The 22,839-nt window shown below is 43.3% G+C and carries 18 protein-coding genes; 7 read left to right on the plus strand and 11 right to left on the minus strand.

Annotation, left to right across the window (positions count from 1 at the left end; all coding sequences use genetic code 11):
- Positions 1-656 precede the first annotated feature (656 nt).
- Entirely contained in the window at positions 657-1,580 is a 924-nt protein-coding gene (locus tag H8B06_RS09270; protein WP_190994008.1) for an Rpn family recombination-promoting nuclease/putative transposase, read from the minus strand.
- Positions 1,581-1,943: 363 nt separating this feature from the next.
- Here H8B06_RS09270 and H8B06_RS09275 point away from each other — a divergent pair, with 363 nt between their 5' ends.
- The 6 genes from H8B06_RS09275 to H8B06_RS09300 all read left to right on the plus strand — a co-directional run bounded on the left by H8B06_RS09275 (position 1,944) and on the right by H8B06_RS09300 (position 11,068).
- Positions 1,944-4,382: a TonB-dependent receptor gene (locus H8B06_RS09275; RefSeq protein WP_190994009.1), complete on the plus strand. Its 2,439-nt coding sequence runs from the start codon at positions 1,944-1,946 to the stop codon at positions 4,380-4,382.
- A gap of 23 nt (positions 4,383-4,405) precedes the next feature.
- Positions 4,406-5,800: a hypothetical protein gene (locus H8B06_RS09280; protein ID WP_190994010.1), complete on the plus strand. Its 1,395-nt coding sequence runs from the start codon at positions 4,406-4,408 to the stop codon at positions 5,798-5,800.
- A 126-nt stretch (positions 5,801-5,926) separates the two neighbouring features.
- The gene (locus tag H8B06_RS09285) at positions 5,927-7,444 is read left to right on the plus strand and encodes an ankyrin repeat domain-containing protein (protein ID WP_190994011.1); all 1,518 of its coding nucleotides are present in this window, start codon (positions 5,927-5,929) and stop codon (positions 7,442-7,444) included.
- A gap of 4 nt (positions 7,445-7,448) precedes the next feature.
- A complete protein-coding gene (locus H8B06_RS09290; RefSeq protein ID WP_190994012.1) occupies positions 7,449-7,934 on the plus strand; it encodes a DUF2271 domain-containing protein in 486 nt (161 codons plus the stop codon).
- 9 nt (positions 7,935-7,943) lie between these two features.
- Positions 7,944-10,124 carry a PepSY domain-containing protein gene (locus tag H8B06_RS09295; protein WP_190994013.1) on the plus strand — a complete coding sequence of 727 codons (2,181 nt, stop codon included), beginning with the start codon at positions 7,944-7,946 and terminating at the stop codon, positions 10,122-10,124.
- Entirely contained in the window at positions 10,124-11,068 is a 945-nt protein-coding gene (locus H8B06_RS09300; protein WP_190994014.1) for an FAD:protein FMN transferase, read from the plus strand. The genes H8B06_RS09295 and H8B06_RS09300 overlap by 1 nt, the downstream gene beginning before the upstream one ends.
- Positions 11,069-11,091: 23 nt before the next feature.
- On the opposite strand, the gene H8B06_RS09305 is transcribed toward H8B06_RS09300, so the two are convergent.
- A complete protein-coding gene (locus H8B06_RS09305; protein ID WP_190994015.1) occupies positions 11,092-11,451 on the minus strand; it encodes a phage holin family protein in 360 nt (119 codons plus the stop codon).
- 127 nt (positions 11,452-11,578) lie between these two features.
- On the opposite strand from H8B06_RS09305, the gene H8B06_RS09310 reads away from it, so the two are divergent.
- Complete coding sequence (locus H8B06_RS09310) at positions 11,579-12,262, plus strand: Crp/Fnr family transcriptional regulator (protein ID WP_190994016.1); 684 nt, start codon at positions 11,579-11,581, stop codon at positions 12,260-12,262.
- On the opposite strand, the gene mobA is transcribed toward H8B06_RS09310, so the two are convergent.
- From mobA to H8B06_RS09355, 9 genes are read right to left on the minus strand one after another with little or no spacing between them, the layout of a single operon-like run.
- A complete protein-coding gene (mobA, locus tag H8B06_RS09315; RefSeq protein WP_190994017.1) occupies positions 12,243-12,908 on the minus strand; it encodes a molybdenum cofactor guanylyltransferase in 666 nt (221 codons plus the stop codon). The two genes, H8B06_RS09310 and mobA, sit on opposite strands and share 20 nt — an antisense overlap.
- A 9-nt stretch (positions 12,909-12,917) precedes the next feature.
- Entirely contained in the window at positions 12,918-13,346 is a 429-nt protein-coding gene (locus tag H8B06_RS09320) for a molybdenum cofactor biosynthesis protein MoaE (RefSeq protein ID WP_223857584.1), read from the minus strand.
- Positions 13,346-13,582: a MoaD/ThiS family protein gene (locus H8B06_RS09325; RefSeq protein WP_190994018.1), complete on the minus strand. Its 237-nt coding sequence runs from the start codon at positions 13,580-13,582 to the stop codon at positions 13,346-13,348. The genes H8B06_RS09320 and H8B06_RS09325 overlap by 1 nt, the downstream gene beginning before the upstream one ends.
- Before the next feature lie 2 nt (positions 13,583-13,584).
- Positions 13,585-14,535: a GTP 3',8-cyclase MoaA gene (locus H8B06_RS09330; protein ID WP_190994019.1), complete on the minus strand. Its 951-nt coding sequence runs from the start codon at positions 14,533-14,535 to the stop codon at positions 13,585-13,587.
- Positions 14,535-15,263, minus strand: coding sequence for a sulfite exporter TauE/SafE family protein (locus H8B06_RS09335; RefSeq protein ID WP_190994020.1), 729 nt, complete (start codon positions 15,261-15,263; stop codon positions 14,535-14,537). Before H8B06_RS09335 ends, H8B06_RS09330 begins: the two co-directional genes overlap by 1 nt.
- 1 nt (position 15,264) lies before the next feature.
- Positions 15,265-16,761 carry a rubredoxin gene (locus H8B06_RS09340; RefSeq protein WP_190994021.1) on the minus strand — a complete coding sequence of 499 codons (1,497 nt, stop codon included), beginning with the start codon at positions 16,759-16,761 and terminating at the stop codon, positions 15,265-15,267.
- Positions 16,754-20,266 carry a nitrate reductase gene (locus H8B06_RS09345; RefSeq protein ID WP_190994022.1) on the minus strand — a complete coding sequence of 1,171 codons (3,513 nt, stop codon included), beginning with the start codon at positions 20,264-20,266 and terminating at the stop codon, positions 16,754-16,756. Before H8B06_RS09345 ends, H8B06_RS09340 begins: the two co-directional genes overlap by 8 nt.
- Positions 20,267-20,295: 29 nt before the next feature.
- On the minus strand, positions 20,296-21,618 hold the full coding sequence (locus tag H8B06_RS09350) for an MFS transporter (RefSeq protein WP_190994023.1): 1,323 nt from the start codon (positions 21,616-21,618) through the stop codon (positions 20,296-20,298).
- Between the two features lie 12 nt (positions 21,619-21,630).
- A complete protein-coding gene (locus H8B06_RS09355; protein ID WP_190994024.1) occupies positions 21,631-22,839 on the minus strand; it encodes a molybdopterin molybdotransferase MoeA in 1,209 nt (402 codons plus the stop codon).

A 22,839-nucleotide genomic window follows, 5' to 3' on the forward strand; every position in this document is an offset into this window, starting at 1 on the left:
CAAAAATTACATCGAAATGCTGTATGAAAGAATCATTGTGTAACTTTGCTTTAGCAAAAAATAGAATAACAGTAAATATTATCAAGAACTAACCGATAAAGCTGTCAAGTTTTTTTAGGAAGGTACAGAATATGGATACAGAGCCTGTGGCTGGACGCCGATTCCCCTGAACAACCGCTTTTGCACGGCCTCCGTGATGCCGGTACAGTCTGCATACGCGCAAAGTTGTCCGACATAGCCCTATTGATGGTCATCATCCGCTTAAAGTTGTCTGTCACGCTGTTCATGTTGTCCATCAGACCGCTTATGTTGTGCGCCGTCCGGTCAAAGTACTTCGTCGCTGTGCTCATGTTGTTGTGCGGAATGCAAACAAAACAACTAAAAAGTTCTCGGAATTCGTTTTCCGGAGGGGTATTTCATGTTACGTTTTGTCTATACTTCTGCCACCCACATCTTATTTCCGTTGGTAAGAATATTAGGGAAGCTAGAAAGAAAAAAAAATGGTCGCAGGACGATCTAGCAAGTCGATGCGAGACTCTGGGTACCAATGTATCAACGATTGTTAAATAGAGGAATAATATACAATTATATAAAGCAAGAAAGCCGAACAAAATGAAAATGTTCGGCTTTCTTTATTATTAATCTTTTAGCAGAGGTTATTTCAGCTTTTCGACTTGCTCAACGGTAAGTCCTAAATCTTCGGCTATATCTTCTACAGGAAGCCCCCTCTTCTTTAAATTCAACGCATATTTGAGTTTTTCCGTCTCAGCTTTGGCGCGTTCTTCCAGGCGACCTTTCTCTATCCCTTCTGCAATCCCTTGCTCTATTCCTTCTTGACGTCCCTGCTTAATTGCGGTAAGACGGACACTTTCCGCATCCCGCTTGTTCTTTAGACTTGACTCGTATAATTTCATCTCCAATTCCGTTAAACTTGCTACCTTTCCGATATCAAATATAAGCCCAAATACCCGATTATCCAAAAATTTCGGCATTTCATCCAGTTCCTCTATGTGTCTGAATATATACAGCCACATATCCATATAGCTCTTGATATCAGCCTGTTTCTTGTTAAAATTCGGCAATACCAGCATTTTGTAACCGAGCTTCTCGTAAAATACTGATCCGTAAACCTTATCGCACAAGGCCACATCGTAATAATACTGTCCGGATACAGACCGGTCCAGAACAAAGTTCAGTATACCGATGAAGTAAACTTCCGGCAACTCATATGTATTGCCTTTGTGGCCACGCGGAACGAGCTTGTTGATCAGGCGGGAGGTATAATACACAGTCCGATCCTTGAAAAACTCCTGTGACAACTGCTGCATCTCGATAATGAGGTGACTGCCATCTTCACTGGTACAGTACAAATCGAAAACAACCTTGCGATCGGCCTCTTGCGTACCATTGTGCTCAGCAGGACGGTATTCGAGATCTTTGATGACCTTCTCCCCTTCAAAAAGGCCGTTAAGAAAATTGATGAGATTTGGCTTTCCACCATCCGGTCCGAAATATAGCTTCATACCGAAGTCGGTACACATATCTACATACTTACCCAGAAAATTTTTGTTCTTTTTCATAACACTTACAATTGGATTCTGCTGTAAAGATAAAAAAGAATCTAATAAAAACTAAAAATATTAGCTTTCAGCGCTTCGCGGTTAATAATTGGATGAAGTTGGAATACGCGAAGTCGACTCTAAACGCATTTCGATTTCTGGTAGTCTATAGAAGCCACGAACCTCCTTAATAGGCCACTTCGTTGCCCTTGCAACTCCCCCATCAGATCAAAGATAATCGTACGATCCGAGCGCACGATCCCTATCGTGTTAACCCATATTAAGCGTTCATTTTCCGAATTTGAATGTTTATTTTCCGAATGCGTCATTTTCTTATTTAGAATAAATCTATATTTGCAGCGAATTATTTAGACCGGTTCTAAAATGAAGTTAAGAGAATTCATACCATATACATTAATCTGCTTATTAACCTCGTTATCCATTGCTGTATTTGGACAACAAAGTGTTGTAAAGGGAAAAGTCCATATAGAATCCGGAGAGCCAGTTAGCCATGCTACGATACGGGTGAAGGGTACGGATATCAGCAGTATGTCCGATAAAGAAGGACGTTATTCCTTAAACAACGTGCCTTATGGTAGTCAGGAAATACAAGTGACGGCTATCGAGATTAAACCGACAACTGTTCGGCTAAAAGTAGATAAACCCACACATAATTTTTCTATTGCGGTATCGGCAACCGGCGACGTAGCGCTAGAAGGTGTGGAAGTGAGCCGTATGACGGAAAAGAAACAAATGGAAACGAGTGGTTTTGCTGTTGCAGTTATTGAAACCAAGGAAGCTTCTCTTAGAAATCTCACGACAAATGAGTTGTTAGATCGTGCCGTCGGTGTGCGGGTGCGGCAGAATGGAGGAATTGGATCTCAAATAGAGTACAATCTGAACGGTATGTCAGGTAGTGCTGTCGGAATATTCTTGGATGGAACGCCCATATCGACCTTTGGATCTTCGTTTAATTTAAATAATATTCCCCCGGCAATGATCGAGCGTATAGAAGTCTATAAAGGTGTATTGCCATCGCATTTGACGGGAGACTATGTGGGAGGAGCCATTAATGTCATCATGAAAAAAGATGCCTCAGCTAATAATATCACAGCGGCAATTTCTTATGGATCCTTTAATACATTTCAGTCCGATTTAAGCGCTCTTTATAGGGATCAAAAAACGGGATTTACGTCCAGGGTTTCTGGTTTTTATACTTATACAGATAATAATTATGAGATGTGGGGGAAGTTCGCTATGAAAACGGAGAATGATTTAACCTTGACGAGATATAACAGATTTAAGCGGTTCAATAATATGTATAAATCTGTTGGGGGGCGCTTTGAGCTTGGTTTCACGGACGTGAAATGGGCTGATCAGTTTTTTCTGGGATACAACATATCAGATACCTACCGAGATATCCCTCATGGAACAACTATGGCGCAACCATACGTAGGAAGATTTAATGAATATCAAGCTCATGTGTTTAGTTTGAACTATAATAAGGCAAATTTGCTTATAGATGGATTGGCACTGAATGTGAATGCAGTTTACAGCAACAGAAACACCTATTTACAAGATACGGCGAGAACGATGTATAACTGGGATGGAACCCCTATGACGCGGATATTTAATGGCGTACCTACACCTTGGGTTAAAAGGTCTGGTCAGGGACAGCAAGGAGATGCAACTATTACTAACATAGATCGAAAGATCGTAAATGCTCGTACGAATCTATCATATACTATCGCACGAAAACATCGTTTATCGGTGAATCACAATCTAAATACGGCGCGTCTTGATGGCGAAGATTTGATAAACCCTAATGCGGCTATAAATTTGACAAATGATCGTAGGACAACAACCAATATTTTTGGATTTAATTATGAAGCACAAACGTTTGGGGATAAATTGAGAACGAACTTGTTAGCCAAATATACAATTAATAGCAATCAGTATAATAATCGAGGTCAGGTGACCACATTAACGAACAGTAATCCTGGCTATGGTGCTACGGTTTCTTATAATGTAGTCCCTAAATTATACGTAATTGCTTCTACCGAGAATTCATTTATTTCTCCTAGAGATGAACAGATATTTGGAAGCCCCGAGAACAACATATTAGAAAATCTAGACTTGAAACCCGAACGAAATGTAAATTACAATGTGGGATTTAGGTACGTGGCTTTAGAGGGAGAGAATAATAGGTTGGCTCTATATACCAGTGCCTTTTGGAGGAATGGGTATGATAAGATAGTGGTACAACCGGTCGATTCGGTAATTGTAGGGCGCGAAAGTGATGCTAATATAGAGACATCAAAGTTCATCAACTTGGGAAGAACACAATCTAGAGGTTTTGAAGCGGAAATCACGTATGTGTATAAAAATAAGTTGAACGTACTATTTAACCTTTCCAGATTTAACTCGCTGATGAAGGTGGAATTTGATAAAAATGGAGCGCCATATCGGTTTTATAACATGCAACTACCCAATGAACCCTATTTCATGTTCAACTCAAGTTTGCAATATCGGATAGACAATCTCATTCAGAGAAAATCAACTTTTAATGTGTTTTATAGTTCTGGTTATGTAGCTCCTTTCCAAACAGTTTGGATTGATTCCGATGGGTGGTTTACCACGCCGACGCAATTTTATCATGACATAGGTGGGAGTTACCGCACACCGAATGGTCGAATAATAGTTAGTTTGGACTTAAAAAATATTACCAACGCGGAGGTGTACGATAATTTTGGCGTCCAAAAACCGGGGCGTGGTGTATATCTAAAATTGAATTATATGATTAATAATTTCAACCGAAAGTAGTCACAATAAATTTATATATAACAATGAATAAAAAATTACTAAAATCCGTATTATTCGGTTCGGCTATTGTACTAGGTACCCTAGCATCCTGTGAAAAAAACGGTGGACCAAATGATTCTACTGATGCTGCTTCTGGGCCGGATAACAGTCCGAGAAAATATGTGACATTGACCGCAGCCTTTCCGGATTCAGAAACTAATACTGCAGGTAATGGAGGAACACTGGGGTATGCTCTAACGCTGGAAGAAGCAGGTGATGCTTCAAAAGAATTGGATATCTACGCAAATGGATACGGACTTCGGTCTCAAAGAACGGCACGTGTACAAGGATCCGTTAATGGGAATTTTTTGTACAATATACAATATACGGGTGTCAACGGAGGGATCTTTAATAAATACAGAGTCTTAGGTGGTAAGGAGTTTGAGGATACCAAAGAAGAGTTGAATGTTTCGGGAGTTTTAAGTACATCTCCACGCTGGGTAAAAGCTGCAGAAGGTATTGGTGTTGGTGTGAAGCTTGAAGGTGCGTCGGCACCTATTGATCCTGCGAAAGTAGAAGCAGGTACGCAAACGTATGAGTATGTAAGAGGAACGGTCAACATTGCGATCATTGATTTAGATAACCCACGTGTACCTAACACGACCGAATTTGAATTCCCATTTACACAAGCAGAAAAAGAAGCGGGATATTCCGTAGGCCGTGTAGATGTTCCTGTTATAAACGGGGATAAAATTTATATCGGATGTGCACTTAGTAAGGTTGACCCTACAAAAGCTCCTGTAAAAACGACGAACAGACAGGGGGAAACTGTATGGTCCTGGTCTAATGACGCGGCAAATATCAAAGGTACCGTGACACTGGTTGTTGATTATCCTTCTTTAGCCAATCCAAAATTAATTTGGTCTACACAAAGTAAATCATCTAATAATAGCTACCGAACAATGACCCAGTATGTTGGTGCTGATGGAAATGTATACCAAGCAACTGCTACATCCGGATCACAAATTTTGCGTATAAACAAATCGACAAGTGACTATGACAATTCATACAATTTTGATCTTAAAACAGCACTGGCTACTTCAAATCCGGTCGCTATAAAAGCGTGGACATATATCAATGATGGTATCGGTATAGTTTTGTATACGGAGTCAGGTATTGAAGGTGGATATGTTGCGCTTGTGGACTTAAACGCGAAAACAGCGACAAAATTAACTACGGACATTCAGTCTGACGTTGACTTCTCCACAACTTTTGGTCAGTTCCAAAATATTGGTATTGCAGGCGATAATGTGTACTTGCCATTGACCCCTTCAGGTAAAGATGGAAATGTTTATGTTATTAATTGGAAAAATAAAACAGTTACTAAAGGAATTAAATTAAAAGGACAGGCAGGAAGTCACTATATCGGGTCTTATTAATCATCAAAGATTATAGATATTTATAAAATAAAATCAGGTGAGGTAGCAAATACCTTACCTGATTTTGACGTAAAATAGATTACCATAACTTTACTGTTCATTCAGAAAAAAACAAAATTCCGTACAATGAAAAAAATATTTCTCGCATCACTTTTACTTGCATCCGTATATGCTACGGCACAGCAACGTGAAACCAATACCTTGATGGATGCTGATTTTTGGAAAAGCAAACCAACGATAGAGCAGGTAAAAGCAGAAATTGCTAAGGGTCATAGCCCGTCGCAGCCGAATGCTGCTTCTTGGGATCCAACAGCAAGAGCCATCCTCAATGATGCACCTTTGGAAACCATCAAGTTTATGGTGGAACAAGAAGGTAATGGTGTCGCAAAAAAGACACACCATAGTGCTTCCTACTTACATTGGGCGGCAGGAACAGGAAATGCAGACTTAGTTGCTTACTTAATCGAAAAAGGTTCGGATATACATTTAAGCGACAGTCACGGGCGTGCTGTTATTGTAAATGCTGCAGTAAGCGCATCGGAAAACTTCGATGTGTTGGATGCCCTGTTCAAAGCTGGTGTAGACCCAAAGCAGCGGTTTGAAGATGGTGCTACATTGTTACTACTAGGTGTTTCCACAGATAATGATCTTTCTAAATCAGATTATTTCGTATCTAAAGGTCTGTCATACAATGATACCGATGAATATGGAAGTACAGCTACTGATTATGCCGCAAAGCTGGGTAACAAGGCGTTGATGCTAAAATTAATCGCTAAAGGAATACAGCCAACAAATCGAGCCCTTTTCTTTGCAACACAGGGTTCCAGGATGTCTCAAAATGGCATCGAGACCTACCAATACCTCGTTGAAGAACTGAAATTAGACCCCCAAGCCATTAATCCGAAGGATGGTGCCACAATCTTGCATACATTGGTGCGACGGCCAAATGCTGAAGTTATCAACTATTTCTTAGCAAAAGGTGTCGATGTCAATAAGAAAGATCACGAAGGTAATACCGTGCTAATCAATGCTGCCGGTGGCAGAGACGCGGCGTTATTAACCACATTGATCGCAAAAACGACAGACATCAATGCTGCTAACGTAAAAGGTGAATCGGCATTGACCAAGGCAGTTGAGACGGGTTCGGCAGAAACCGTAGATTTATTGTTGAAAAACGGAGCAGATATCAATGTAACCGATAAGGATGGTCATAACTTGGCTTACTATTGGTTCAATTCATTTAGAGAAGGCAGACCGGGCGGACCTATGGGGGGAGCTCCAGCTCAACCGCAGACAGATGATTTTGCTGAAAAACTAGCGGTATTAAAAAGCAATGGTCTTGACGTAACAGTTCCACAAGGAGACGGAAGTTCGCTGTTCCATTTGGCCGTTGCCAAAGAAAATGCTAACCTTGTCAAAAAGGCAGCTGAATTGGGTGCAGATATAAATGCACAGGATAGTGAAGGTACGACAGCCTTACATAAAGCGGCATTAATTGCGAAGGATGATCAAATCCTAAAAGAGTTGGTTGCTTTGGGTGCAAAAAAAGACCTGACAACCGAATTCGACGAGACTGCTTTTGATCTGGCGCAAGAAAATGACTTTTTGAAAAGTAATAACATTGCCATTGATTTCTTAAAATAAGAAGATGAAAGTATACATAAAGTTTATCGTAGTAATCTGTAGTTTGTTTTTATTTACCAATTCGTCTTTTGCCCAAACGAGCAAATACAAATGCATGATCCAAATGGTTGGTTACCAAGGAGAGAAAGCCTATGTCATTATTTCGTTGATTAATCCCAAAGGTGAATACGAAAAGACCCTTTCTGTACTTGGACCAGACAAGCAATGGTTCAATACGTTAAAGGAATGGTATAAATTTCAAACGAAGACCAAAGAGAAAATTAGTGCGGTGACCGGTGCTTCGGTGGGCGGTGGCGACCGTGCCGTGCGTACTATCGAAATAGATGATTCCAAATTGAATAAAGGGTATAAATTACGCTTTGAGTCGGCGGTAGAAGAGCAAAAATACCACTTAAAAGATGTAGAGCTTGCCGTAACACCCCAAGGATTGGTAGAACGTACGGAAGGTATGGGATATATCCGTTTTGTGAAACTAAGCAAAGTTCAGTAGACTAAGAAAATGACCTTATCCATTTGGAGATATGCCCATTTGGCTTTAGCCATCGTTTCTTCGCTGTTTCTGTTGATACTTTCGGTGACGGGCGTGATTTTAGCAATCGGGGCAGTCGACGAAAAGACACAAGGGTATAAAGTCCATGATTTTGATAAAGTAAACCTTGCACAGAGCATTCCGGCACTGTGGGAGGTTTATTCCGAAATAACCGAACTGACGGTAGATCATAATCAATTTACGACTATTGACGCTTTTGATGAAGAAGGTAATTCAATGAAAGCCTATGTCGATCCAAGAACCGGAGCCATTCTAGGAGAAATAAAACCGCAAAGCGACTTTATACAATGGAATATCGCGTTACACCGTTCCCTTTTTTTAAAAGAACCAGGGCGTATTATCGTTGGTGTTGTTTCTTTTCTACTCCTTTTAATTACTATTTCGGGGATCGTATTAATTGCGAAACGCCAACAGGGGCTGCGAAATTTCTTTGCTAAAATTAATAAAGATTTCTTTTCTCAATACTTTCACGTCGTTAGTGGACGGTTCTTTCTTATTCCCGTGCTGATGCTTGCCCTTACGGGTACGCATCTTTTTATGGTACGGATTGGTTTGGCAGGAGGTGAAAGCCGAACGATCGACCATGTGTCGGCGGAAGATGTGGAGCAGAAAGCTTTGGCCGATTTTCCCGTCTTTCAACAGACATTGCTAGCTGATGTGGAGAAGATAGAATTTCCGTTTATGCCCGACGATCCGGACGAATTTTATGTATTGAAACTAAAGGATCGGGAACTGTATGTCCATCAGATTACAGGAGAAATCGTAGAAGAAACCCGCTACCCCTATAGTTTGCTGTTGGAAAAGCTGAGTTTCGATTTGCATACTGGGCGGACAAATGCTATTTGGGCCGTTATTTTGGGTTTTGCATCGTTAAATATCCTGTTTTTCATTTATACTGGTTTCGCGATTACTTTTCGGAGGAAAGGAACAAAAGTGAAAAATAAGTTCCATGCATCCACGGCAGAACAGGTGATTTTGGTCGGAACGGAAAATGGTAGTACATTGGCCTTTGCCAACAAAATCCATCAGCAATTGCTGGCGCTTGGGCATAAATCTTTCCTGACGGAAATGAATCGCTTCACATCTTTTCCCAAGGCAACGCATCTGCTGGTTTTCAGCTCCACCTATGGTTTGGGTACAGCGCCGGCGAATGCTACACTCTTTGATAGGTTGCTCGCCAAGTATCCGCAAGATCAGCCGGTGCAATATTCCGTTGTCGGGTTCGGATCAAAGGCTTATTCCGACTTCTGTGCTTACGCCAAACAGGTTGATGAGCTATTGGCGAAACAAAGCTGGGCGACGAGGCAACTGGATCTACATACCGTAAACGACCGTTCAGCAGAAGAATTTGTTGCCTGGGTGAAGGCTTGGAACGGAAAGTCATCCGGCGAATTGGGGGTCACTTCCGCCTTGTACGAAACAAAAATAACCGGATTGAAGAAATTTTCGGTATCGGATAAAAGTGAGGTTACGGAAGATAATGCAACGTTTGTCATTACCCTGCAGCCGCAGGGAAGGCAAGTGTTCCAATCTGGCGATCTGTTGGCTATATATCCGGCAAACGACGGACGGGAGAGGCTCTATTCGATTGGGAAAGAAGATGGAAAGATACAGCTCGTTGTCAAATTGCACCCGAACGGATTGGGTTCTGAATTCCTATATCGCTTAAAGAAGGGAGACAATATTGCTGCACGTATTGTTATCAATAGAGGTTTTCATTTTCCGTCGAAGGCACCCTCGGTAGTGATGATTGCGAACGGAACCGGAATTGCTCCTTTCCTGGGTATGATTGCGGAAAACAAAAAGCAGGTGCCTGCTCGGCTATATGCTGGTTTTCGGAACAACAATAGCCTGGCGCAACAATATCGCCATTTTGCCGATGAGGCTATAACTTCGGGAAAACTAACAGATTTTCAAATTGCTTTTTCGCGGGAGGAAAGCCGGCAATATGTGATGGATTTGATTCAAAACGATGCCCATTTTTTTTCCGACTTATTAGAAAATAAGGGTGTGATTATGATTTGTGGCTCGTTGGCGATGCAAAAGGACGTAGAGAAAATACTTTCTGAAATATGCCTAACCAAGGATTTGAGTCATTACAAACGACAGATTTTAACGGATTGCTATTGATGAAAAAAGTAATAGTAGTTTTCTTTTTGATCTTGGTGAATATACCGATTAGCTTTTCCCAACAGCTATTCAAGAAGCAAACTACGCAGATGGGATCCGTTTTTGAATTTGTTTTGGTGGAAAATGATTCCCTTCAGGCGCAACAATATTTTCAGCTCGTCATGAATGAGATAGAACGTATTGAAGACCTCATCTCCGAGTGGAGACCACATACGCAAATTTCACAGGTAAACCAAAACGCCGGTATCCGACCCGTGAAGGTTAACCGGGAAGTTTTTGAATTGACGAAACGTGCCATTCATTATGCTGGACTTACGGAGGGTGCTTTTGATGTAAGTATCGCTGCTTTGGATAAAATTTGGCTTTTTGACGGAAGTATGGAGCAATTGCCACCCGAGGATGTTATCCGCAACTCTGTGCAACACGTGGGCTACCAGCATATTATTCTAGATAGTATAAATTCGACCATTTTTTTAGAAAAAGAAGGAATGAAAATTGGTTTTGGATCTATTGGAAAGGGCTATGCGGCAGACAAAGGCAGAGAATTGCTAGAATCTTTGGGTGTTGTAGGTGGTATAGTCAATGCTTCGGGCGATCTTTCGGCTTGGGGAACGCAACCCGACAAGCAGCCTTGGAGAATAGGTGTAAGCAACCCTTTTAAACCACATAAAATGATAAAGGTCTTGAAATTACAAGATGGTGCTGTGGCCACATCCGGAAGTAACGAAAAGTTTGCAGAAATAGGTGGCAAACGCTATTCACATATTATAAACCCCAAGACAGGTTGGCCCTCGGTCGGGCTGACGAGTGTTACCGTATCCGGTCCGTCAGCCGAGTTTGCCAATTTTCTAAGCACATCCATTATGGTTTTAGGTAACAAACAGGGAAAAAAATTAGTTGAAAAATTTCCCGGTTACAAAGCTATTCTTGTAAAAGATAGGTGAGGTTTTGACTATAGAACACTTTATCAGCGCCTTCTATTTTCTCCTGACGTGCTAAGGCTACCAAAGATCATTTCAATGATTGCTACAACGATAGCAAATAGCGTAGCTGTCCAAAAACCGTCGACTTCAAATTTACTTCCCATAAGCTTATCACTCAGCAGGATCATTAATACGGTGATAATAAACGAGACGAGCCCAAATGTCAACCAATTTAAAGGGAAAGTAAATAACCGTAAAATGCCTCCTACAATGGCATTTACTAATCCGATAACCAAACCTGTTACAATAGCCCAACCAAAGCCGGCTACATGTGCTCCCGGCACTATATACGCTGCGATAGCAACGACGGCCCCTGTAAGTAATAAACTGATAATAAACTTCATCTGATTCTTTTTCAAAAGAACTCAAAAAAAGTGCCAAAGGGTGGAACTTTATTAATAGCGCTTATTCGTTTAGCGCTCATAAAAGATTAATATTGTAAATGGAGAATTAATTTCTTAAATTAAATAGATGAGCAAAAAGTTGAATAATTGTGATCATTCTTGCTTTATGTGCCGTTATGCAGGGCGAGATTGGTGGGAAAATATCGATATCCGGCGACAGGTTATCAAAGCAAAAAAGGGACAGCAAATCATTGATGAAGGAGAGGAAGCTAAAGGTGTGTATTTTGTGCAAGAAGGATTGGTCAAAGTACATAAAAGACATGGAGATAAAGAAAGTATTGTACGTTTTGCTAACAAAGGAGAGATTATAGGACATCGTGGTATGCCGGGAGATAAACCTACTTTTCCGATATCGGCTACTTGTTTAGAAAATTGTGTACTGTGTTTTGTTCCCTTCGATTTTTTTAAAAAATTATTGAGAACGAATCCCGCATTAACATACGCCATGCTGATGTTTTATGCGGATGAACTACAGGTTTCTGAACGAAAAGCGACTAATCAGGTTCATTTGTCGGTTAAAGGAAGGCTTGCATGGAGTTTTTTTCAGTTGGAGGAGAAAATGGGTACGGATAACGAGGGATACATAAAATTGATGTTGTCGAAAACAGATTTGGCGGCTTATGTGGGGGCAACTTACGAGACTGTGTACCGCATGATGACCGAGTTGGTGACGGAGGGCGTTATAGAGTCGGTTGATAAGTGTGTCAAAATAAAGGATAGGGCAAAACTTCTTAGTTATAGTAAATCGTAATAGATGCGGTTGACTTTATTTCAGTCTTTTGCCATTTACGGATACTATCGGGCGTATTGTAGTTCCGGAAATCTTTCGCATTCCCCGAAGCAGGGAGTTTTACCGCGCAAAGATTTTTTATAGCACGTTTTACGGAAAAGCCAGTCAGGTACCCATGTTGGTAATCGAGGAATAATTTCTGTAGTCCGGAAGCGGTATAAATGGCACACAAGGGTTCGATCTGTTCATTTTTTGCATACAGATATACGTCAGCTCCCACAATCTGCCGACGAATGTCCAACAATCGCTGTAATAATGACGTTTCCATATCGATCATATCACAGGGTAGCACGAAGAAGTCTGCTTTGGGGAACCGTTGGTGAGCGCTCAACAAACCGGCTAAAGGGCCTTTTACATCGACTTGATCGATGACCAATGTTTCGGAAGAAAATAGCTGACGATAAGTGCTCTGCTGGAGCGGATTAATAGAGAAATAGGTTTCCAGGCCCAGACTTTCTAGCCTGTCGCTCATATGTTTGGCCCAGGTACAGCCATCCTTGAATAACTGTCCTTTGTCGGTTCCCATACGGCTGCTTTTACCTCCGCATAGCACTAATCCTAACAATGTGTGTGCTGTGTTTTCCATTGATAAATAGTAGATTTCCATGTCGTCCATTTACTTCTGTTGACAGGAGCAATGTCCTCCCCAGACCCGCTCACCGTCCACGAAATGCTCACATTTCCATAGCGGTACATGATGTTTGATACGGTCGATGATATACTGATTGGCTGCGTAGGCTTCCTCACGATGGGCAGCAGCAGTAATGACCACCACTGCTGTTTCCATGACTGAAACTTTGCCCAAACGATGGACGGCGATAGCAACTTGTAGCCCCCAACGTTGTTTTGCCTCATCCAGTAATGCCGCAATCATCTTGTTGGCCATCTGCTCGGCAGCCTCGTATGAAAGGTGCGAGACTTCCTTTCCTTGGTGGTTATTCCGTACTTCGCCACTAAACAGCACGACTCCCCCCGCTTCTGGATGATGAGCCTGTTTCCAAAGTGCCATTACATCAATTTTTTCGGTGCTAAGATGTGTCATCATTAGCCTCCGCTACTAGGTGGAATGACTAAGATAAGATCGCCCTGACGAAGCTTGTAGTCCTCCTGCACAAACGTATCATCTACCGCAAACCGACATTGCTCCAGTAATGTTGTGGCAAATGATTGCTGATCAATCAGGTAACGTCGTAAACGATTGATGTCTTTTGGGGTCTCTTGGACCTCCATAACGGAAGGGAAATAATCCTTCAATCCCGCAAAAAATTCCAAAGTAATCATATTTATCCTCCAATTGTTAACATACTTATTTCGCTTCCGGAAAACTGCATTTGTTTTTGTCCGAGTGCTGCGTATAAACTCGTTTCCAATCCTTTCTGACTGCTGACCTCCCGAAGAGGTATGGGCGTATTACTACTTAAACAGCCATAAATATTTCCCTGAGCGTCTAATCGCAGACGATTGCAGTCGGCACAAAAAGGATGGCTTTCATTGGCAATGATCCCGAAGCTATGGCCGCAAGCAGTGTTCCAGTACGTTGCGGTGTCTCCGTATTTCTTTGCCTGTTCGTCGATTGCATAGACACTACTTATTCTTTCCAGCATGGCTTGCCTCGAGAAAAACTTGCTGTCTGTATCGCCAAATAGATGGCCCATGCCCATCAATTCCAAAAAGCGTATTTTAATACCATGTCTAAAGGCAAAATCTAGTAAAGGCAGGATCTCCTTATCGTTTTCACTGGCCATAATCACCGTGTTAATTTTTACCTCCAACCCTGTTTTTTGGGCGGCTATTATTCCCTCGATCACCTGCTTTACACCCGCCCGTTTTGTAACCCTAAAGAAGGAAGTTTCGGATAATGCATCTAGCGAGACATTGATGGATCGAAGGCCGGCTTCTTGGAGAGAAGTAACTTTTTTCGCCAGTAAAAAGCCGTTTGTCGTCATCTTAATATCATGGATACCCAATTGTCGAATACCCGTTATTAATTTGGGGAGATCGGGGTATAGCAGTGGCTCACCTCCTGTTAAACGGATTGTTTGTAGATGCAATACATCGTGCAAGCGACCTATGAGGTCAATGAGCTCATCGCTGGACAACACAACCGGCCTTGGTATGGCTGAGGTGATTCCATCTTCACATACACAATAGGTGCACGCAAAGTTGCATCTATCGAGCAGGCTTACGCGCAGGACTTTGAATGATCTTCCGATAGGGTCTGTTAAGGTGCGCATTACATGAAAAATAATAGTTTACAACAAGCGATCAGAAGCACTACGCTCAGCAAGGTGCGTACAGTTGCTATAGGAAAACGCGCACTACCAAAATATGCACCCGTAAATCCTCCGGCAGCTGCCGCCCAAAACCAGATGGCGAAGGATGTATCGATGTATATCGGGGTGGTATTACCCAACAGACCGCTGAAAGAATTTAACGTTATAAAAATGGCGGAGGTAGCTGCAGCTTCCTTGGCATTGGCCCAGCCCAATAAGATAAGCAACGGGCTTAAAAAGATACCGCCACCGATATTGAGCATACCCGATAGGAGGCCGATAATGGCGCCTATGAGTAATGCCAGCGGTATATTTACCGTTTTGCGTTCTGGGCGCTCTTTGGGTGTTATCCCCAGCAGCCGGATGATAGGCAATATTAAGGCAAGTCCAAGTAGTACAAAATAGACTTTCCCCTCAAGCGCATACCGTGCACCTAGGAATGCCGTTGGAATAGAGGTGATCAAAAATGGCCAACAGGTAGACCATCTGAAGTATCCGGCACGCCGAAACTGAAAGAATCCTGTGCCGGCAACGAGCATATTGAGCATTAATATAAGTGGTTTGTATTGTGCTACGGGAATGGAAAAGATGGAAAAGACAGCAATGTAGCCGCTGGCACCTCCGTGTCCAACCGAGGCATACAAAAAACCAACAACAAATAGGACGAATGTGATATAATAGAGTTCCATGTCAATGTTTTAAAGATGTGGTGTTGATTTGATCAAATGCTATAAATTCTCTTTTGGGAGAACCGCATAGACCACAGGTATAATCTGCAGGTAGATCGTCGAAGGCGATACCTGGTTCTATTGACGCTAATACATCCCCATAAGCGGGATCATAAATACTGAGGCAATGTGGGCAGCGGAATAATGATTGCTGCGGGGCACTATGCGAAAACTCCGGTAAATCGGAGAGATGATGTTCAGGCTCCGGATTGCTGTTTTGTAATGTGGCATCGTAAAAGCAATCACAAAGTGTTTTTAGCGTCGCGGGTAACGATTTCTCTGTTACGCGTTGTTTATAGAGAACGAGGTTATAAGAGTTGGCCTTGAAATCTTGCGTGTGGAAAACATCGAAGTAAGGTTCACTGTTCCCATCGTTGATCTGTTTGATGATAATCGAACCCCAGATGCCACTGTTTGATCCAATCTTAATGCCAAAACAAAGTCGGTAAGTTCGAATATTCCAGCGATCAAAATACCTGACGATGGAACGCTTCAACTTTAGCGCTGGTTCGCACCAGTCTTCGATTTGCCAATTTAGCTCGTTGGAGGCGTGGCGCAAGTTAATACGGTGTTTGTCGAGAATGATATCCCATTCTTTACGATCTTGCTGTCGGATGTCTTTAATAATGAGTGACCGCCAGGGCGTCGTATATATCTGACCTACCCGAGATGTTTGGCAAACGTTGCAAACGTCCAGCAAAAAAGAAACGGTGTAACACTCGTCTGGCCGATAAATGCCTAGCCAATATTTATCGTCATATTGGTTAAAACCTTCATAATAGGGAAGACGGAAATCCGATTCCGTTAGCGGTTCTTGGACTTGTTGAAAATGAAACGCACCCGACGCTTTTATTTTTAATTCCAGATCCGCACATACAGGAGTAATGTCGTCTTCTGCTATATCTTTGTTATCCATTATGGCGCTTTCCAGTTCCTTGCTGACGGCGGCAATATCCATGGAATAAATGAGTGATGACCAGCTTCTTACTTGATTTGTTTTGGGCCATCGGATATAGACATGCCAATAATTGCCTACTCCGGAGGATACAAAATTCAAATTACCGGTATAATAAGATACAAAAGACTGATTCGCATCTACAATGTTGATCTTTAGTTTGGGCGTAAATTCAAAGGACGCTAAAATATCTTTATAAATTCCCTCTCTCAACCAATGCGGCTGATTGTAAAGACCATCGGCCACATAAGAACTGACGATATTTGGATAGTGATTTTCATTTACTTCATACAGCAGTTCTTGATTAAAGAGCTGATATTCGATATCTTCCATTTGTGTTGGAGTGGCTGAAAAAAGCAGTTGTTGGCGTGTGCCGATCTTCACGGTTTTAACTCCTGTTGCATGTGCTGCTTCCAGTATGGCCTTGAAATCACCCACCGATACATAACCTCCAGGTAGATTGATTTTCACGCGTTTCCATTCCTGTTGTATCTGCTTAGCCATTCGTAACCTCCATTTCTTCTTTTTCTGCCAAAAAATTATCCAAAATTGCCATCACTTGCGGACGACATGAACCGCATCCTGTTCCGGCACCACTGGTTTCGCATAATGTTTTTAGCTCCGTGCATCCGGATTGGATGAGCTTTTGCAGGTTCCCTTCTCCGACCTGGCTACAGCTGCAAATCAACTTACCGATAACCGGCTCTTTTGCACTGCCGCTACGCAACAATTGTAACCGTTTTTCACTGAGTTCTGTCTTGTTGGTGATCAGGTCTTTGAATTCTAGAAATTCATTCTTATCACCAATGAGTACAGCGCCTACTAAGCGATCTTGATGAATAATACATTTTTTATAATAGCGCTTTGCCTTGTCAATAAATACAATCTCTTCATATTCCTCGTTCGGACAATCAACGATGCCAATACTACAAAGATCGAAGCCCTGTATTTTGATGATGTTCATAAAGACAGAACCTGGATATATACTGCCGATGTCGCCGTTATGATAACGGGCCACCACAGCGCTTTGCTGTTCGGCGGCAGCCGAAAAGCCGTACATTATCCCCTCAAATTCGGCAATTTCACCGATGGCGTAGATAGCTGGATCACTTGTTTGTAATCTATTGTTTACCACTACACCACGCTGGCAGTACAATCCGGCGGCTTTTGCCAGCTCAATATTAGGCGTCGTACCGATAGCAACGATAACGGCATCGCATTTGATCTGTCGGCCACTCTTCAATTCCACCTTATTGACCTTGTTTCTGCCGTAATAGAGCTGTACCTCATCGTTATAAAAGACATCACAGCCTTGGTCAATCATCTCTTCATGGAGCAATTGACTACCGAGGACATCCAATTGCCGGTTCAAAAAACGCGAAACACGCTGGACAACCGTAACCTGTACGTCCATCTCCCGCAAACTCGCCGCCATCTCCAAGCCCAACAATCCGCCCCCGATAATGACTACAGAAGCGTCCTTACGGAGGAATTTACGGAGATTATCGGCATCCGACCGATGTCTGATGCTGAATATCCCCGGTAGCGATGGAATATCTTTGGGCATTGCCGACCGACTGCCGGTGCCTAGAATCAAGGTGTCATAAGGTGTTTTTATTCCTCTTGAATCTTCGACATATTTATGCTCGCGATCGATACGGGTCACGGTAACGCCTCTGATATGGTTAATGTTGTAGACATTCTTTTCTTCCTCATCCCGCATTTTGACGAGTTCCTCCCATTGTTGGTCGCCGCTTACATAATGTGGTAGCATGACCCGGTTGTAAAAGGGCAGGTTTTCATTGCTGATCACGGTTATCTCATCCCTTGTATTGATTTCCCGAAAAGCTTTGACGAAACCGAAAGCTCCGGCACCGGCGCCGACAATCACAATGCGCTCAAACGGCTTCTCGTAAGGAACTACCTGAACGGCGCAGAATTTGAAATCCGGTTCTTTTGAAATGGGATCGAGCAGCGGGTTGGTGAGGTTATTTGCCCGATGTAAGTCCGTGTCACCGAGCTTTCCCCAGTGCATGGGTAAAAAGACACATCCCGGTTTTATGCTGGTGCTGAGGCTGGCCTTGACGCGTACATTACCGCGACGTGAGGTGATTTCGACCAGTTGTCCCTCCGTTACGCCGAGCCGGTCGGCATCCTCGCGATGGATTTCGAGCTGAGATTCGCTGATATGCTGTTTCAGCTTACTGACTTTGCCAGTCTTAGACATCGTATGCCATTGGTCTCGGATGCGTCCGGTGGTCAGAATAAAAGGAAAGGCCGCATCTGGTAATTCGCTACGCAGATCTGTATCCGGACTGTGGATAATGGCTTTCCGGGACGGCGTATAGAAGTCATGATCGGCAAATAAACGCGTTGTTCCTATTTTTCGCCGCTTATTGTAAGGCCATTGAATGGTTTTATGTTTGTCGATCTGTGCATAATCCAGACCTTCGATATGCAGATTTGTTCTGGCTGTGAGTCGCGTATGTTCTTTGTATATGGCTTCGGTGTTTGGATAATCAAAACCTGCAAAGCCCATTTTTTTGGCAAAACGACAGATAATTTCGGCGTCAGGAAGTGCTTCGCCCGGCGGGTCGATGATTTTGTGCAAATGAGTGATCCGGCGTTCGGAATTGGTCATCGTTCCTTCTTTTTCTGCCCAGGCAGCTGCGGGCAAAATGACATCGGCATAAGCTAAGGTTTGGGGCTTGTTACTGATCTCCTGCACCACGACAAATTTAGCCTTTTCCAAGGCCTGTTCTACTGTTCGCGTATCGGGTAGGCTTGTCAATGGATTGGTACATAATATCCAGACGGCTTTCAGCTTGCCGTCAGCCAATGCCTCAAACATTTCGGTAGCTGTAAGCCCCGGTTTGTCGGATAGGGTAGTTCCTCCCCAAAAATCAGCCACTTCCTGCCGGTGCGCCTCGTTTTTCAGATCACGATGTGCGGGCAGCAAATTGGCCAGACCGCCGACCTCCCTGCCTCCCATAGCATTTGGTTGGCCCGTCAACGAGAAAGGTCCGGAGCCTGGTTTACCGATTTTTCCGGTAATCAAGTTTAGATTAATGAGAGACAGATTTTTATCCACACCTTTCACACTTTGGTTAAGCCCCATTGTCCACATGGTCAATAGGGTTTTCGATTCGCCGATATAGGTTGCGGCTTGACGGATTTCATATTCAGGTATACGGCAGATATGTGCCGCTTCCGTTACGGTGCGCTCAAATACACGTGCTTCGTAATCTTCAAACCCCTCTGTATGGTGCGCTATAAAATGGTGATCAATAGCATCCTGCTCAATCAGAAGTCTGCCAATAGCATAATTCAAAACCATATCTGTACCCGGTTGGATTTGTAGGTGTAGATCGGCAATAGCTGCCGAATCCGTTTTCCGGGGATCGACCACAATGATTTTTGTGTGTGGATGATTTGCTTTGTGTGCTTCTACCCGACGCCAGAGAATGGGATGGCACCAAGCGGGGTTGGCTCCTTCTACTAAAAAGCAATCGGAGAGCTCGATATCATCGTAGCAAATAGGCACGGAGTCCTCCCCAAGAGCCATTTTATAGGCAGCAACGGCACTACTCATGCATAGGCGTGAATTGGTGTCTATATTGTTGCTGCCTATAAAGCCTTTTATCAGTTTATTGATGACGTAATATTCTTCCGTGAGGCATTGACCGGATGCGTAAAAGGCGACCGCATCCGGACCGTATTTATCCATCATCGTACGGAATACAGCTGCTGTACGGGTGAGTGCATCTTCCCAGCTGACCCGTTGCATCGGCATATTGCGGTGATATCGCATTTGCGGATAAAGTAGACGGTCGGACTTATCGTTGACCGTGTACTGCAGATTCATGCCCTTGCTGCATAATTTCCCCCGATTAACCGGATGTTCTCCGTCGCCTATTACCGTTACCGCATTGTGCTTATCTAGCTGAATTTTCACACCGCATCCGACACCGCAATAACAACAGGTACTTGTTACTTCTGTTTCTTTCATGTCTGACAAAAGGCAAATCAATTCCTATTTTATTGTTGAAAGTCGAGCTTTCCTGTCTCTATACTATTCTTGATTGCTGGCTTTGGCTGGAATCTAGTCAGTGCAACTAACAAACCGATGAGTACGACCCCTGCGCCGATATATTGAAAGGCATCCGCATAGGTCAGGTTTTCGGACTTGAACAGAAAACCAACCAACATGGCGCCAATGTTTCCGCCGGCACCTACGATACCGCTGACGACACCAATATTATCTTTGTTGATAAAAGGTACGATCCCATATGTACAGCCATTGGCCATCTTCAGAAACAAGGCGAATATTAGCATGGAAACAACGGCAAAAACCAATGTTCCTGAAGCAGCAAACAACGCGATACCCAGACCTTCCAAAACCAAAAGCAGCCCTAACAATGTCCCTTTTCCTTTTAGCCCGAATCGCTTGCCGACTTTGTCACTTACGATACCTCCCAGTGCACGGGCAAAAATATTCATGCCGCCGAATATACCGGCCATTGCACCTGCTACAATGATACTCGTGCCAAAACGGTCTATAAAAAATATGGCCGCCACATTATCTACGGTAATCTCAATGCCGAAGCAGGCGGCGTAAGCGAGTGTCAATACCCATACACGATAGTCTTGCAATGCTTCCACAAGTGATCCCTTGCTTTTTTTCTGATAAGCAGACACATCCTTTTTCTGTAAATCGCTAAAATTCCCTGCAGGTGCATCTGTCGTGTATCGGTAGTAAATAAAAGCCATGATCAGAAGGATGACGCCAGGAACAATCATGGCGAGTCTCCAGGAATCCGCTTCGCTAACAAAACCCATCGCGGCAAAACCCGCAGCAATTAATGGCATAACCAAATTGGTAACGCCACCACCGAGATTTCCCCATCCACCAGTTACGGCATTGGCGGTACCGACAATATTGGGCGCAAACATCATAGATGTATGAAATTGGGTGATGACAAAAGAAGCTCCAACAATTCCTATACAGAATCTGAATAGCAAAAAAGAGGCATAACTGTTGCTTAGGCCAATAAGCATGATCGGGATAGCACCCACAACTAATAAAATGGTATAAGTGAGGCGTGGACCCAGTGTGTCGCACAACTTCCCGATCAATAAGCGGGCAATAATGGTGGCGGAGACGGACGCTATAATGATATTACCGACCTCACTCTTGGTCAAATTCAGCTGATCGCGAATCATGGGCATCAGAGGCGCGACACCAAACCATCCGAAGAAACAGAAAAAGAACGTTATCCAGGTGATATGGAATGTACGCATTTGAACGCCTTTGAATGAAAAGATGTTGAGCTTTGAAAGGGGGGATTGATTCTGTTGCATCGTTAGTATGGTTTAAATGATATTAAAAAAAGGATGTAAAGAGAGTACCGGTATGCTGTCGTTTTCTGCAATTACGTGTTTGTTATGGACATGCCAGCCGATACCATCGCATCCGACAGTAGCTGTTATATCTCCGGAGCCATGGTGAGGCTTCCAGGTGTATCCATATTCCCCAGCATGCCGAAAAACAGGAAAAAACTCATCGAGCGAAGATTTCTTAAATCTGGGAATCGTTAATGTCGACGTTTGGAAGCGTTCGTTCGTAAACCCCAGACATCCGTGGAGATACTCCTCTACAAATAGTTTGAAGTTCATGAAACATGATAAGGGGTTTCCGGGCAACGCAAATATGATCTTGCCTTCTGGTAAGAATCCGACCAAAAGGGGTTTGCCGGGTTTAATGGAGACTTTATGAAATAGTATCTCTACGCCCAGTTCTCGTAAAATCTGGGGCACATGATCGGCATCGCCAGCAGAAACACCTCCGTTGATCAGGATGAGTTGCTGCTGTGTGGCTTGTTTCAGGGCCGCTGATAACGCTTTGGGTTCATCAGACACATGCTGACAAGACCGAATGGGCAATTGCCATTGTTCGCAAAGCGCACGCAATAGATATTGATTACTGTTGCGGATTTGAAAGTGTTCTGGTTGCTGATCGATATCTACCACTTCATTGCCTGTGGTGACAATCCCTACTGTGGGCATTTTATAAACGGGTGCTTGGTGGACGCCCAAAGCTGCTAATGTTCCGATTAGCGAGATATCACAAACGCGGGGCGCGGTAACGGCCAGTTCGTTTTTCTTTAGATCTTCGCCTCGTTGTGCGAGGTGTTGCCCACGCGAGATAGATTCACAGCGAATAAGAGCCGTACCATTTGGTGTAAAGGTAAGATCCTCTTTCCTGATAATGGTGTCCGCAGGAATAGGGCAGGCTGCACCGGTCATAATCTTATAGCATTCGCCGGTTGCAATAGTTGCAGGAGTTTCCATGCCGGCAAAAATTGTTGTCCGAATACGGAATTCCCGGATGCCGTTATTCCAGTCGTCGATGCATATGGCTATGCCATCCATCGCTGCACGATGGAATGGAGGATAATCTCTATCCGCGAAAATGGGATAGGCCAGTATGCGATTTAATGCTTGGGCGAGAGGAATGCGCTCTGTGGGAAGCTGCTTTACCATGCTTCGAATCTTATCCCGGGCTTCCAGATAGGTCAACAT

The organism is Sphingobacterium micropteri (assembly GCF_014692515.1).
Taxonomy (GTDB): domain Bacteria; phylum Bacteroidota; class Bacteroidia; order Sphingobacteriales; family Sphingobacteriaceae; genus Sphingobacterium; species Sphingobacterium micropteri.

Coding starts and splice junctions, on each gene's coding strand:
- H8B06_RS09270 (WP_190994008.1), bottom strand. CDS start 1,580: ATGAAAAAGAACAAAAATTTTCTGGGTAAGTATGTAGATATGTGTACC.
- H8B06_RS09275 (WP_190994009.1), top strand. CDS start 1,944: ATGAAGTTAAGAGAATTCATACCATATACATTAATCTGCTTATTAACC.
- H8B06_RS09280 (WP_190994010.1), top strand. CDS start 4,406: ATGAATAAAAAATTACTAAAATCCGTATTATTCGGTTCGGCTATTGTA.
- H8B06_RS09285 (WP_190994011.1), top strand. CDS start 5,927: ATGAAAAAAATATTTCTCGCATCACTTTTACTTGCATCCGTATATGCT.
- H8B06_RS09290 (WP_190994012.1), top strand. CDS start 7,449: ATGAAAGTATACATAAAGTTTATCGTAGTAATCTGTAGTTTGTTTTTA.
- H8B06_RS09295 (WP_190994013.1), top strand. CDS start 7,944: ATGACCTTATCCATTTGGAGATATGCCCATTTGGCTTTAGCCATCGTT.
- H8B06_RS09300 (WP_190994014.1), top strand. CDS start 10,124: ATGAAAAAAGTAATAGTAGTTTTCTTTTTGATCTTGGTGAATATACCG.
- H8B06_RS09305 (WP_190994015.1), bottom strand. CDS start 11,451: ATGAAGTTTATTATCAGTTTATTACTTACAGGGGCCGTCGTTGCTATC.
- H8B06_RS09310 (WP_190994016.1), top strand. CDS start 11,579: ATGAGCAAAAAGTTGAATAATTGTGATCATTCTTGCTTTATGTGCCGT.
- mobA (WP_190994017.1), bottom strand. CDS start 12,908: ATGGAAATCTACTATTTATCAATGGAAAACACAGCACACACATTGTTA.
- H8B06_RS09320 (WP_223857584.1), bottom strand. CDS start 13,346: ATGATGACACATCTTAGCACCGAAAAAATTGATGTAATGGCACTTTGG.
- H8B06_RS09325 (WP_190994018.1), bottom strand. CDS start 13,582: ATGATTACTTTGGAATTTTTTGCGGGATTGAAGGATTATTTCCCTTCC.
- H8B06_RS09330 (WP_190994019.1), bottom strand. CDS start 14,535: ATGCGCACCTTAACAGACCCTATCGGAAGATCATTCAAAGTCCTGCGC.
- H8B06_RS09335 (WP_190994020.1), bottom strand. CDS start 15,263: ATGGAACTCTATTATATCACATTCGTCCTATTTGTTGTTGGTTTTTTG.
- H8B06_RS09340 (WP_190994021.1), bottom strand. CDS start 16,761: ATGGCTAAGCAGATACAACAGGAATGGAAACGCGTGAAAATCAATCTA.
- H8B06_RS09345 (WP_190994022.1), bottom strand. CDS start 20,266: ATGAAAGAAACAGAAGTAACAAGTACCTGTTGTTATTGCGGTGTCGGA.
- H8B06_RS09350 (WP_190994023.1), bottom strand. CDS start 21,618: ATGCAACAGAATCAATCCCCCCTTTCAAAGCTCAACATCTTTTCATTC.
- H8B06_RS09355 (WP_190994024.1), bottom strand. CDS start 22,839: ATGTTGACCTATCTGGAAGCCCGGGATAAGATTCGAAGCATGGTAAAG.